The sequence below is a fragment of the Microcoleus sp. w1-18aA5 genome (assembly GCF_036701705.1).
Classification (GTDB): domain Bacteria; phylum Cyanobacteriota; class Cyanobacteriia; order Cyanobacteriales; family Microcoleaceae; genus Microcoleus.
This window is the reverse complement of the sequence record NZ_JAUPTE010000120.1, coordinates 1-12,858: the sequence shown is the minus strand read 5'-3', so window position 1 is coordinate 12,858 and position 12,858 is coordinate 1. Positions and strand designations below refer to the sequence as shown.

At 47.2% G+C, this 12,858-nt stretch carries 10 protein-coding genes and 1 pseudogene; 7 read left to right on the top strand and 4 right to left on the bottom strand.

Features of this window, described 5'->3' with window-relative positions; all coding sequences use genetic code 11:
• Positions 1 to 72 precede the first annotated feature (72 nt).
• Positions 73 to 465 (bottom strand): Fur family transcriptional regulator, encoded by a 393-nt coding sequence (locus tag Q5691_RS26310; protein WP_333216460.1) that lies wholly within the window; start codon positions 463 to 465, stop codon positions 73 to 75.
• 143 nt (positions 466 to 608) lie between these two features.
• Here Q5691_RS26310 and purS point away from each other — a divergent pair, with 143 nt between their 5' ends.
• From purS to Q5691_RS26285, 5 genes are all read left to right on the top strand, one after another.
• Positions 609 to 893: a phosphoribosylformylglycinamidine synthase subunit PurS gene (gene purS / locus Q5691_RS26305; RefSeq protein ID WP_333042010.1), complete on the top strand. Its 285-nt coding sequence runs from the start codon at positions 609 to 611 to the stop codon at positions 891 to 893.
• 320 nt (positions 894 to 1,213) lie between these two features.
• Positions 1,214 to 1,915 carry a phosphoribosylformylglycinamidine synthase subunit PurQ gene (gene purQ / locus Q5691_RS26300; protein WP_333348057.1) on the top strand — a complete coding sequence of 234 codons (702 nt, stop codon included), beginning with the start codon at positions 1,214 to 1,216 and terminating at the stop codon, positions 1,913 to 1,915.
• 170 nt (positions 1,916 to 2,085) lie between these two features.
• On the top strand, positions 2,086 to 2,889 hold the full coding sequence (locus Q5691_RS26295) for a DUF4058 family protein (protein WP_333348054.1): 804 nt from the start codon (positions 2,086 to 2,088) through the stop codon (positions 2,887 to 2,889).
• Between the two features lie 138 nt (positions 2,890 to 3,027).
• Entirely contained in the window at positions 3,028 to 5,073 is a 2,046-nt protein-coding gene (locus Q5691_RS26290) for an ATP-binding protein (RefSeq protein WP_333348051.1), read from the top strand.
• Positions 5,066 to 7,411, top strand: a complete 2,346-nt coding sequence (locus Q5691_RS26285; RefSeq protein WP_333348048.1) for a hypothetical protein — start codon at positions 5,066 to 5,068, stop codon at positions 7,409 to 7,411. Before Q5691_RS26290 ends, Q5691_RS26285 begins: the two co-directional genes overlap by 8 nt.
• Before the next feature lie 575 nt (positions 7,412 to 7,986).
• Here the strand turns inward: Q5691_RS26285 and Q5691_RS26280 are convergent.
• Positions 7,987 to 8,910 (bottom strand): M23 family metallopeptidase, encoded by a 924-nt coding sequence (locus Q5691_RS26280; protein ID WP_333348045.1) that lies wholly within the window; start codon positions 8,908 to 8,910, stop codon positions 7,987 to 7,989.
• A gap of 303 nt (positions 8,911 to 9,213) precedes the next feature.
• On the opposite strand from Q5691_RS26280, the gene Q5691_RS26275 reads away from it, so the two are divergent.
• Positions 9,214 to 10,437, top strand: a complete 1,224-nt coding sequence (locus Q5691_RS26275) for an HhoA/HhoB/HtrA family serine endopeptidase (protein WP_333348041.1) — start codon at positions 9,214 to 9,216, stop codon at positions 10,435 to 10,437.
• Positions 10,438 to 10,748: 311 nt separating this feature from the next.
• Here Q5691_RS26275 and Q5691_RS26270 read toward each other — a convergent pair whose 3' ends face one another.
• Complete coding sequence (locus Q5691_RS26270; RefSeq protein WP_333216444.1) at positions 10,749 to 11,096, bottom strand: DUF760 domain-containing protein; 348 nt, start codon at positions 11,094 to 11,096, stop codon at positions 10,749 to 10,751.
• 42 nt (positions 11,097 to 11,138) lie between these two features.
• Positions 11,139 to 11,654 (bottom strand): SMC-Scp complex subunit ScpB, encoded by a 516-nt coding sequence (gene scpB / locus Q5691_RS26265; RefSeq protein WP_333216442.1) that lies wholly within the window; start codon positions 11,652 to 11,654, stop codon positions 11,139 to 11,141.
• A gap of 781 nt (positions 11,655 to 12,435) precedes the next feature.
• Between scpB and Q5691_RS26260 the strand changes: the two are divergent.
• Positions 12,436 to 12,603, top strand: a pseudogene (locus tag Q5691_RS26260) (IS630 family transposase); the annotation flags it as partial.
• Between the last annotated feature and the right edge of the window lie 255 nt (positions 12,604 to 12,858).

The window sequence follows — 12,858 nt, the reverse complement described above, 5'->3', positions numbered from 1 at the left end:
CGTCCAAAAAGGACGGGCGGGACGCCCATCCCACAATAACAATTAAAATTGTAAGTTATTTAATTCGCGATCCTAAGATTCTTGAGCCAAAGTACATCGATCACACAATCCGAAAAACTCCAAAGTGTGATAATAAATCTTGAAAGAATGAGATTGTTGTAGTTGGCTTTCTAAGTGGTGGACGGGGCATTCGTCGATCGTAATGGAGGTGCCACATTCCAGACAAGTTAAGTGATGTTGGTCTTGGTGGGCGGCACCGTAGAGAGATTCTCCACTAGCAAGCGTTCTGACCTGAACGAACCCCTCTCGCTTTAAACCGTCGAGGGAGCGGTAAACTGTTGCTAGGCCCATGCTGTGGTCGCTGTTACGCAGTTCTAAGTAAATATCTTGCGCTGAGAGCGATCGATTCAAGTGCTTGAGCAAGTGTAAAATACGCTCCTGACTGCGGGTGCGGTTGGTTCTCATAATTTTTTTGTGTAATCTGCTAGAGTCAAATCAGTCCCTGTTTCTAGGCTATCTTACTTGGGCGAACCAAAGGGCGATCGGCGCGCAGCTCGGTTGTAGAATACAATGGGGCTAACTTTCACATCACCTACCGCAACATTCCCGTGACTCAGAAATATCTTGCCCAAATCTATGTTACCCTCCGCCCTTCGGTTTTAGATCCCGCCGGCACTGCCGTACAGTCTGGTTTGCAACACATGGGATACGACAATGTTGAGCGTGTGCGAATCGGGAAGTACGTTGAATTGACGCTGACTGCTGCTGGTGAGTCGGAGGCCCGCGAACAACTCGATCGCGTTTGCGACCAACTTTTGGCTAATCCAGTGATTGAAAATTATCGCTTTGATTTGACTGAAATTCCTGTTGCTGTGGAGACAGCGGCGGCATAAATGCGATCGCCCGTAGGGTGTTTTTAAAGCCGGAGATCCCCCCTAACCCCCCTTAATAAGGGGGGGACAAGAGGGTTTTGAAAGTCTTTGTTAAAAAGCGGGGACAAGAGCATTCAAAGTCTTCGTTAAAAACACAAGAACTACAACGACTCAAAGTCCCCCTTCTTAAGGGGGATTTAGGGGGATCGAGACTTCGATACAAGGGAGAAAAACATAAGATTTTAGTCTTATGTTGACACCTCTTCCTGACATCCGTTACATCCGTTACATCCGTTACATAATCCGTTGCCGAACTTCCTTCTTCCTTCTTCCTTCAGCTTATGAAATTTGGAGTTATTGTTTTTCCGGGTTCAAATTGCGATCGCGATGTGGTGTGGGTGACTCAAGGGTTACTTCACCAACCGACGCGGATGATTTGGCACGAAGATACCGACATTTCGGATATTGATATCATTGTAATTCCCGGTGGTTTCAGTTACGGAGATTATTTGCGGTGCGGCGCGATCGCCCGTTTTTCTCCGGCGATGCGGGCTACTGCGGAACACGCTAAACAAGGAAAGCTTGTATTAGGCATCTGCAACGGTTTTCAGGTGTTGACTGAAGCTGGTTTGTTGCCAGGTGCTCTGGTGCGGAATGCGGGATTAAATTTTATTTGCGATCGCGCTTCTTTGAAAGTCGAACGCGGTAATACTCGTTGGACTGCGGCTTATACTTCCGGTGAAATCATCGATTTGCCGATCGCCCATGGTGAAGGCAACTATTATGCTGATGCGGATACATTAGCAGAGTTAGAAGACCACGAACAAGTGCTGTTTCGCTACTGCACAGAGGCGGGCAAAATTAGCGATGCTGGGAATCCCAACGGTTCGTTAAATAATATTGCCGGTATTTGCAATCGCCAAGGCAATGTGTTAGGAATGATGCCGCATCCAGAACGGGCATCCGATCCGATGTTGGGCGAAACTGATGGGGTGAAATTGTTTCAAGGGTTGTTGATGGCAAGTGTTGCTGCTGTTTTGTAGTTGATATTTGCGACATTGTTGTAAATACCCTAGGGTGCGTCGCTATTGTAGGGACACGGCATTGCCGTGTCCCTACTTTTCAGGGACACTCGAAAATCTCGCAGCGACGCACCCTACAAAATTAAAAATGCTAAAATGATTTGAAAGTCAATACATCGGAGAACAGTTCTATGCCTTCACCTTTTCCTGGAATGGACCCCTACTTAGAACACCCCGATTTCTGGCAGGAAACTCACAATCGATTGATTATCGCGATCGCTGATACCATCATGCCTCAAATTCGCCCTAAATATGAGGTGGCAATTGACAAACGAATCTATGAAATTACCGATCTAAATGAAAGTAACGACGAGTCTCTTTTAGTAGGTATCCCCGATGTCGCGATTAAGCGTCAATCTAATAACCCGAATATTCCTACAGGTTCAGTTGCCACTGTAAGTATAACACTTCCGACTACCGTCAAAGTGCCTGCTCCTGAAAAAATTAAACAGACTTACTTGGAAGTGCGAGAAATGGCAACGAAACAAGTTGTCACCGCCATTGAAATTCTTTCTCCTGTCAACAAACGTAGTGGAGAAGGAAGAATTACTTATCTCAAAAAACGCCAGAGTATTTTAGGTAGCTTAACCAATTTAGTCGAAATCGATTTACTACGAAAATGGGAATCTATGCCCATCCTTAACAATTCTATTCAAAGCGATTATCGGATTTTAGTCAGTCCCAGCGATCGCCGTCCGTTTGCCGAACTTTATGCTTTTAATCTCCGCGATTCTCTACCTATATTTCCGCTTCCCTTGCGCGAGGAAGATGTAGAACCTATTGTTAATTTCCCAGAAATATTTGCAGGTATTTACGATCGCGCTGGCTATGATTATCGGATCGACTATAATCGAGAACCCGTACCGTCTTTATCGGAAGAAGATGGGGTTTGGGCAACCCAAATTTTGCAAGAAAAAGAACTTCGAGATAATTAATTATATTTTACTTTATATTCTAGGGTGCGTCGCGATCGACAATCTCTAAAGTAACTTGAAATTTTCGCAGCGACGGACTAAACGGCAGCCGACAAGATATAATTACTACCAACTTTTAAAAAGAGGAATATTTATTTTATGCCACTAATGGACTTAGCTAATTTTAAAACTAGGGTAATTGGATGCAGTGCGGTGATGGCTATTGGACAAGTTATTTCAAATGCGATCGCCAATCCGGGAGCACAAGCAGCAGCGGGTATGATCGGCGGCCCGATCGCACTTGGGGGAGTTTCTATTTTAGCAGCGATTGCTGGTAGTCTCGCTGAGACTATGGCCGCTGATGAACTGGCAAATCGGATGACGGAAGGGTTGAGCAAAAATCCGAGGATTCTCGATAATCACGATTTGATTAAGGCGGCGGGTGAGGCGATCGGCTATATTTTGAGAGAGGTTGCGAAGTCCGATCGCCTAATTGCGATCGCCGAAACCAAAAAATTGCCTTATCCAGAAACAGCACTCAGTCAATTAGCAGAGAAGACTCCTGAATACTGGCTGGATATTAACACGAATACAGCCGATTTGTCAAGGGGTTTAAATATTTCCGAAGACCAGTTAACCAAGATTTTTTCTGCGGATGCGGAGGAGTTCGATCGAGTTACCGGATTGACAACGGCAGATTGGGCAACTTTCCTCAACGAATTCGCCGCCAGCGAGGGCAAATCCTTCGATGCGGAGATTGTGGAATTTGTGGCGGACAAACTGTACGCAACTTTCCCGAAAGCGTACCGCGAAGTGCTGAAACTGGATGCGGCGAAGGGAGGAGAAAAGTTTGCCGCGATGCTGTTGAATCTGCACCAAATTGCTTTGGCAGAACTGAGAGATTTGGGGCTGCAAAATGGGGAAATTCTGCATAAATTGGAGGCCGTGGCAACTGGGCAGCAGATTTGTCAAGTGATGGGGAAATTGGAATCCATAGAAATTGGCATCCGATCCGATTTGGCGCAAGTTCAGAATTTGCTGGAACGATTTGTTGATACTTCCGCGCCCCGATTGCCGCTTCCCTACGAGTGCGAAACGATTATTGCAGACCGCACTCAAGACTTTACTGGTCGCCAATTTGTCTTTGAAGCAATTATCGAATTCTTGCAGAAAAATCCCAAAGGATATTTTGTTTTAGAAGCCGATCCGGGTGTGGGGAAAAGTTCAATTATGGCAAAGTTAGTGCTGCTGATGAAGCGGCGCTGTGTTGTCCATTTTAACTCGCAATCTCAAGGCACGGTTAAGGCAAAGCAATTTCTGGAGAATGCCTGCACTCAGTTAATTCAAGCCTTTAAACTGGATTACCCAAAATTGCCCGAAAATGCAACTACAGATGGCAATTTTCTCAGTCGATTGTTAGGGGAAGTCAGTCCTAAATTGGGCGGAAAAAAGTTAGTTTTTGTTGTGGATGCCCTCGATGAAGTCGATCTCAGCGATCATGGGCGTGGCAGCAATGTCCTCTATTTGCCAGATGCTTTGCCGGATAATGTTTATTTTATTGTCTCGAAGCGGCCGGAATCTCTGCCTTTGCCAAATCATCAGGTTTTTGATTTGATGCAGTACAGTGCAGAAAGTTTGGCGGATGTCAAGCTTTATATTGACAAACGCACGGGGAACAGCGCGTCAATTCAGAATTGGATTAACCGTCAAAATTTGCAGCGCGAACAGTTTGTGGCGGCGGTGGCGGAAAAAAGCCAGAATAATTTTATGTACCTGCGCTATGTGCTGAATGATATCGACAGCGGCAAGTACAGCGATGTGAATTTGCAAGATTTGCCGAGGGAGTTGGAAGGATATTATGAGAAGCATTGGGCGCGGATGGAAATGGCGGTTAGAGATAGAGAATTGCGCCGCCGGAAGTTGAAGGTTATTTATTTGTTGACCAAAACTCGCAAGCCGGTTTCCTGCGATATTTTGGCGGATTTTGCTGAGGAAGATGCTTTAGATTTGCAGGAAGTTCTGGATGATTGGGAACAGTTTCTGCGCCGTAGCAGCGACACTCCCCCAGATTACAGTATTTATCACGCGAGTTTCCAAAGATTTCTGCATCGTAAGGATGTGGTGCAGAAAGCTGGGGTGTCATTGCGGGATATTGAAACAGCAATTTCTGATAATTTGTGGGGGGATTTGTACGGGAATGGGTAAGTTTAAAGAAAGGTTGGGGAAAATGTCGCCGAAAAAGCGGCTTTATGCTTTGGAAACTCTGCCGGGGCATTTGGCGGAAAGCGTTCAAGGGGAAAGGCTGCATCAGTTGTTGACGGATTTTGATTTTATTGAGGCGAAGTTGGATGCGTTGGGGGTTCAAGCGTTAATTGAGGATTACGATTTGGCGAGAGTTTCTGATGTTTTGCTATCGCCGGAGCAAACTGAAACTTTGCGGTTGATTCAAGGGGCGATTCGGAAGTCGGCGCACGTTCTGGAGAGGGATAAAACGCAATTGGCAGGGCATTTGTTGGGGAGGTTGCTACCTGATGAAATAACTATGATTATAGATGAATCTAAGTATTTTTGGGAGTATTTACCATTAATTTCTAGATTTTCCCCCCGTAAACCTGTCAAAAAAGTGACGGAAAAAATCTCATCTCCTGATGACATTCAAGCCATGCTAGAACAAGCAAAGCAGTCGAAAAATACTCCTTGGCTGCGGCCTTTGAAGGCTAATCTGGAAAGGGCAAATGAGGGTGCGCTGCAGACGCTTGCCGGTCATACTGACGGGGTAAAAGCAGTCGCGATCGCACCAGACGGCAAACGAGTGATTTCGGCTTCAGGGGATAAAACCCTGAAAATCTGGGACATCGACAGTGGCACGGAACTCAGAACTCTCATCGGTCATACTGGCGAGGTATGGGGAGTAGCGATCGCACCAGACGGCAAACGAGTGATTTCGGCTTCAGGGGATAAAACCCTGAAAATCTGGGACATCGACAGTGGCACGGAACTCAGAACTCTCATCGGTCATACTGGCGAGGTATGGGGAGTAGCGATCGCACCAGACGGCAAACGAGTGATTTCGGCTTCAGAGGATAAAACCCTGAAAATCTGGGACATCGACAGCGGCACGGAACTCAGAACTCTCACCGGTCATACTGGTTATGTATTAGCAGTCGCGATCGCGCCAGACGGCAAACGAGCGATTTCGGCTTCAGGCGATAAAAAAATCTGGTACGGGGATAAAACCCTAAAAATCTGGGACATCGACAGCGGCACTGAACTCAGAACTCTCATGCGTCGTCATTTTAGGTCGGTATTATCAGTTGCGATCGCACCAGACGGCCTCCTAGCGATTTCGGCGGCTTCAAGGGATAAAACCCTGAAAATCTTGGACATCGACAGTGGCAGGGAATTGAGAACTCTCACCGGTCATATTGCTGTGGTACTTGCCGTCGCGATCGCACCAGACGGCAAACGAGCGATTTCGGCTTCAAGGGATAGAACCATAAAAATCTGGGACATCGACAGTGGCAGAGAATTGAGAACTCTCACCGGTCATACTTATGCGGTAACAGCAGTCGCGATCGCACCCGACGGCAAGCGAGCAATTTCCGCTTCAAACGATCGAACCCTAAAAATCTGGGACATTGACAGCGACAGGGAATTGAGAACTATCGCTGGTAATATTCGGGAGGTATTATCAGTTGCGATCGCACCCGACGGCAAGACAGTGATTTCGGCTTCAAGGGATTACACCCTCAAAATCTGGGACACAGACACCCGTAGGGAACTGAAAGCTCTCATCGGTCATACTAACTTGGTATTTGCAGTCGCGATCGCACCAGACGGCAAGCGCGCAATTTCCGGTTCCTGGGATAAAACCCTCAAAATCTGGGACACAAACAGCGGCAGGGAACTCAGAACTCTGACCGGTCATACTAAGTGGGTATTATCAGTTGCGATCGCACCAGACGGCAAGACAGCGATTTCGGCTTCAGAGGATAACACCCTAAAAATCTGGGACATCGACAATGGCAGGAAATTGAGAACTCTCATCGGTCATACTGAGTGGGTAAATGCAGTCGCGATCGCACCAGACGGCAAGCGAGCAATTTCGGCTTCACGGGATAAAACTCTCAAAATCTGGGACATAAACAGTGGCAGGGAACTGAGAACTCTCACCGGTCATACTGGCGAGGTAGGGGGAGTAGCGATCGCACCCGACGGTAATACAGCGATTTCGGCTTCAAACGATCGAACCCTAAAAATCTGGGACATAAACAGCGGCAGGGAACTGAGAATTCTCATCGGTCATACTGACTCCGTATGGGGAGTAGCGATCGCCCCCGACGGCAAACTCGCAATTTCAGCTTCAGACGATAAAACCGTGAAAATCTGGGATCTGCTCACAGGTAAAGAGGTTGCTAGTTTCAGCGGAGACGGTGCGTTTTCTGGCTGCGCGATCGCCCCTGATGGAGTGACAGTTGTAGCGGGCGATCGATCGGGCCGGGTGCATTTCCTGCGATTGGAGGGAGTTAGCGGCGGGGGATAATCGGATTTTTGGGTCGATTTGGGCAATCTAATTTGAAATCCTCGGCGGTTGAAATCCCGGCGGTTGGAAACCGCGTCTACACAAACGATGTCCGCCTACGCGGACGAAGAGGGTATTCGGAGATTGAAAATCATCGGGTGAAATCTTCAACCCGCGAAGGCGGGTTTTGTCTGTGTAGACGCGGTTTCAACCGCCGGGGTTTTTGGGTTTCAACCGCCGGGTTTTTTGTTGATCGGGCGATCGGGTTTTTGTGTTGAGTGGGGCGATCGAATTTGAGAGAAATGTGCGATCGGGCAATAAGTTGTTCACCAATAAGTGATTAATGGGAACCCGATTAGTGCGATCGTTACTTGTTTCTCGGATTCTATCAGGTTCAAAAAGATTGTGAGTAAAATAAACGGGGTTTGCGTCAGTTGTTTTTGTAAGTGAGTCTAGTAAAATGTTCGTAACATATTTTTGGGAATAGGCAATCGTGTAATAATTCTGCTGCCTATCTTTTTTAACCACAACACAGCTCAATCCTTACCCCATCTGGATTGGGGGCGGCTTGTCACCCCCCCAGCACACTAACAATCCTATTTTTTAATAGTCGCTTGCAAATAAAGCAGCGGGTCTTCAGCAACCCAACCCAAACCCGAATTGTACCGAACTTCAAAATGCAAATGAGATGGCGGAATGTCCCGTTTTCCCGTCGTCCCGACAGTTCCCAAAACTTCTCCAGACAGCACTTTTTGACCGACTTTTACCGCAATATCTTTCAAATGAGCGTAGCGCGTTTGCTTCCCCGCTTCATGGTTCACCACCACTAAATTCCCGTAATCCCCCTGCGGCCCGGCAAAGGCGACAGTCCCCTCGCCCGCCGCCAAAACCTGCGTACCCTCCGACGCCAAAAAATCTACGCCGCTGTGGAAAAAAAATTCGCGCCGCGCCGGATGCAATTGCCGCCCGTAACGCAAAGCTTCCACTGCTGGGGCGGGCAGCGGAAATCCTTCCACCGATGGCGTTGCATCGGGATTGATAGAAGGCCCGATCGACCTATTCACCGCTGGCACAAACACCGTTTTCCCCAAAGGCCTGCACCCATTCGCCTCAAATAGCAAATCTGCGGGCACTTTGTAAGCTTCTGCCAGTTTTTGCCAATTCCAGCCCGCAGGCACTTTTACCTCCATGCCACTGTACGGAGGAATGACGATCGCACTTCCAGCAGATACTCCACCGCCCCGCAACATCGGGTTTATCCCGATCAGCGCCGCAGGAATCACACTGTACTGCCGCGCGATGCTTTCTATTGTTTCGCCCTGGGCCACAGTGTGGCGACGCAACCGAGACATAGCCGGACTGGGGCAATCGCGGGCGGGGTCGGGGTTTTCTACAGGTGTACCTAAAGGAAGATTTGCAGGTGGGATTTCGGTATTTGCCGCCGTTTTCTCAACGGGTGCGATCGACCAAATTAGTGCAGAAATCAGCGGAAATAAGCGTTTCAAAGTCATTATGTACATAAAAAAGTATTCCTTTCGGACAGTTGACAATTTTAAAATCCTGTAAAAGTGCATATTTGAAAGCTCTAGCCACCCCCAGACTGTAAATCCCAGGCTAAGCCAAGTTAGGATGAGAATTATTAGTTTGAGTCGCTCTTGGCAAATCCGGCAAAATTGCCTGTGATGCCGATGGGCGCCTGCCTGTTAACAGCTATGTTCTTGAGGAAGCGGTACGCCCCGCCCCGCTTCCTTCCCGTCGCCAAGACAAAAAAGCTTGATTCGGAACCTGTCTGCGGGGATGAGGTATTTAGCGGGAGTTATTAAATGAGTTTATCTTTTAAGCAAGCGACCCTTTATGTGACTCTGCTGTCAATCGGCGGAGGTATGGGATGGTTGGGAAATCGCTATCTGCAAGGCTCAAACAATCTGGAAACCGGATTGGTTTTGCCAGTAGTACGCCAGCAAATCCCCCCCTATGCGTCTCCTCCAGTTCTGGAAAATCGGGCGGTCGATCGCAGCAATCCCAATTTTATTGCTGAAGCAGCGGAAAAAGTCGGCCCGGCTGTAGTGCGGATTGACGCATCAACCAAGGTGGCGAATCAAGTGCCCGAAGCTTTCAAAAATCCTTTGTTTCGTCGGTTTTTTGGGGAGAATTTGCCGCAGCCGGAAGAACGAACCAAGAGAGGTACGGGTTCCGGCTTTATTCTCACTTCGGACGGCCGCATAGTTACTAATGCTCACGTTGTCTCCGGGACGGATACTGTTAAGGTGACTCTCAAAGACGGCCGGGAGTTTGAGGGTAAGGTGCAGGGAGTCGATCCGCTGACGGATGTCGCTGTGGTTAAGATTAATGCTAAGGAACTGCCGCAGGTGGCTTTGGGTCGATCGGACAATATTGTACCGGGACAGTGGGCGATCGCGATCGGCAATCCTTTAGGTCTCGACAATACCGTGACTGTGGGCATTATCAGCGCTACTGGTCGATCGAGTTCCCAAGTCGGCATCCCCGACAAGCGAGTTCGCTTTATCCAAACCGATGCTGCCATCAACCCCGGCAATTCTGGCGGGCCGCTACTCAATGACCAAGGCGAAGTAATTGGTATCAATACCGCTATCCGCGCGGACGCTCAGGGCTTGGGATTTGCAATTCCGATCGAAACCGCCAAACGAGTTTCCGATCAGCTATTCGCCAAAGGTAGAGCCGAACATCCCTATCTCGGCATTCAAATGGTCAGCTTGAGTGCCGCCACCAAGGCAGAACTCAACAAACAGCTCGATAATAATAATAAAATTACCCTCGATCAAGGCGTAGCCGTGGCGCGAGTCGTGGAAAATTCCCCCGCTCAAAAAGCCGACTTGCGCCCCGGAGATGTCATTCAAAAAGTTGACGGAATTGCGGTTAACACTCCCGGTGACGTGCAAGAACGGGTGGAAAACACGGTTGTGGGCAAAGAACTAGAAGTGGAAATTAACCGTTTGGGTCAAGTTCAGAAAATTAAAGTACGTCCGGGTGCTTTTCCCCTATCGGGTAGCTCCGCCGGTGGGTAATACCATTTTCAATTTTCGATTTTCGATTAAAGAATTAAGAATGACTTACTGCATAAGGATTTGGAGCTTATCTACAGTTGCATTCTTTTTTGAAATTGGTATTAGTTGCAGGGGTGGAGGATGGAAGATGAATCTGATGCTTTATAGTCCTGGAAGCAGTAACCGGGTTTTTTCACCAAAAGCCTCGGTGTAGCGCGAGGGATAGCCGGTTAACAGCCCGGTTTCTTAATTCCCTGTGCCTCCATGATTCAGGATTATGGATTTTTCTGAACAACTTTCATCTTTCTTGCTTCCCCAACCCGTTGATCTTTTTACTTGTCTTTGGGTGAGTTTGGTTTAATCGAGCTGGTGCTTGCTAAATTTTCTTCTAGGTGCATCCTTTGCTCCATTTGCCTCAAAAAATAGCCTGTCATCATCGCTGAAGCTAGCAAACCTGCTAAGTTTTCGCGATCGGTGGTAATTTCGACGTTAAAATTTTCTGAAGGCAAAACGCCGACAAGTCCTTGAACGTTATGAGAGATTATTTCTCTGATGTCGGGGCTGACGGACTTGGCGACGTGGGCTAGAACCTCCGGGGATTGGTGTTGGAGGTACTTCAGCAGTGGATTGACTGCGGTTTGTTGGGCATTGGATGTGTCAAAGTCAGGGTGAAAAACCATTTGGCGATTCTTAATTTCTGGCTGGTTACATTCTACTTCAAACTACTCGTCATTGCTTGGGTACAAATTTGCCTGAAAGTCAAGCTGCAATTGTTTTGGCAGTTGATCTACTTGAAAGTACCGATGAAATTTCTCGGTAACTTGTAACCAATACGACCGCCCCTCAGTCGGTCGCCGTTTGCGGACGAAACCCATTTCTACCAGCTCCTGCACTTGTTGGTAAGCTCCTGAACCTCGCAAGTTAACTAAATCTGGCTGAGCGATGCCGCCTTTGAGGGCGATCGCAGCCAGCGTCCGCAAAGCTCCCACACCTAATTCTGGAGGTATTAAAGTTTGCATTAAACTGGCAAACTCTTCTCTGAGTTGCAGGCTGTATCCTGTGGGGGTTTCGACGACTTCTAATGCACTGTCGCGGTGGGACGAGTCAGACATGAGTTCGATGATGGCGTCTTCGGCTTCGGCTCGATCGCACTTGGCAATCTCGGCAATTTCTGCGATCGACACTGGCTGACCTTTTAGGTAAAGTATGGCTTCTATTGTTGTGGCTAAGCGAGTCATTTGGGAATTGGTAATTAGGAATGGGGACGTGGAAAGAAGGAGGAAGAAGCAAGGAAGAAGAAAGACTCAGGAAAACAACAGTTATCCGTATTTCCGTAACTTCCGTCTCGTGAATAATGAGAGTTAGGAATAAACATTCCCCTTACACAAATTATTAATAGTGTAGGTTAGGTTGATGAACAAAACCTACACTATTAATTTTCTTTTTTTATATCAGTCCGAGACGCAGAAATATATAACGTTTCTGGCTCTCCTGAGCTTATGGTGTAAAATAGATCAGCCAATACACCTGACGGGGTGACACCCCCGTCATAACCCCTAGCTGACGGGGTTATGACCAATTCATGGTAAAAAAAGATGGGTCAGTATTGTTAAGAAGCCCCATCATTTAAAAATGTTACCTGAATCATACCAAATTTGTTTCCAACGGCAGCTCAAAAACGCCTAATACTTGACTCTGACTATTGTAGTTTTTCTGCTCCCAACCCATAAACAAGTGAGTATAGCCCGTCACCTAAAAGTCGGGTGTCAATTAGTAATTGCATTGGGATAGAACTCAATGGAAAGATTATAATGTCTTAATAGTAAGTGCCATAGTTCAAAAAAGGGTATTTCCTGTATTCTGGACGCTGTGAGATAAACATGGGGTTTCTAATACAAGTCGAACAGAAAAAAGTGTTATGTCCAGTTATTCGCTTGTTAAAAAGAGATAAATTAGTAATTGTTGGCGCTAGGTAATTTCAGTAACTGCTCACGGCAACAGAGTTGCGGTTAGCAGTTACGACTTTGGCCGCTTACAAATGAGCCTCTTGCTAATCGAACATTTGAAAATCTTGATGAATTAGAAAAGGTTTTATTTGATCGCTGCCAACAATTACTCCAACAACAAGATTTAATTCGGGGTTTAACAAACTTTCACTGGTGGCCTCAAGTTCCAGTTGCTACTTAATTATGGGTAAGTACCCGGACATGATATAAGATTGAGCCTCCAATTTATAATTTTAGTTACTGGGCTGAAAGATATTGTCTGGTCCGCACCTGGGCAATCTCACTCAGTTGGTGGTGGGCACGAGTCAGAGGAGCCTGTGTTTCCCAGTTGCGATCGCCCTCATCGAGATCACGTTAACTAGGGCTTGCTGAATAATCGATCGCACATCAAGAATAAGAGCGATCGATATCTTCAAGCCGAGTTAAATATAAGTTT

Excerpts from the sequence above, each read along its gene's own strand:
- Q5691_RS26280 (WP_333348045.1), bottom strand. The coding sequence starts at position 8,910 with ATGTACATAATGACTTTGAAACGCTTATTTCCGCTGATTTCTGCACTA.
- scpB (WP_333216442.1), bottom strand. The coding sequence starts at position 11,654 with ATGACTCGCTTAGCCACAACAATAGAAGCCATACTTTACCTAAAAGGT.
- Q5691_RS26285 (WP_333348048.1), top strand. The coding sequence starts at position 5,066 with ATGGGTAAGTTTAAAGAAAGGTTGGGGAAAATGTCGCCGAAAAAGCGG.
- Q5691_RS26275 (WP_333348041.1), top strand. The coding sequence starts at position 9,214 with ATGAGTTTATCTTTTAAGCAAGCGACCCTTTATGTGACTCTGCTGTCA.
- Q5691_RS26295 (WP_333348054.1), top strand. The coding sequence starts at position 2,086 with ATGCCTTCACCTTTTCCTGGAATGGACCCCTACTTAGAACACCCCGAT.
- Q5691_RS26310 (WP_333216460.1), bottom strand. The coding sequence starts at position 465 with ATGAGAACCAACCGCACCCGCAGTCAGGAGCGTATTTTACACTTGCTC.
- Q5691_RS26270 (WP_333216444.1), bottom strand. The coding sequence starts at position 11,096 with ATGGTTTTTCACCCTGACTTTGACACATCCAATGCCCAACAAACCGCA.
- Q5691_RS26290 (WP_333348051.1), top strand. The coding sequence starts at position 3,028 with ATGCCACTAATGGACTTAGCTAATTTTAAAACTAGGGTAATTGGATGC.
- purQ (WP_333348057.1), top strand. The coding sequence starts at position 1,214 with ATGAAATTTGGAGTTATTGTTTTTCCGGGTTCAAATTGCGATCGCGAT.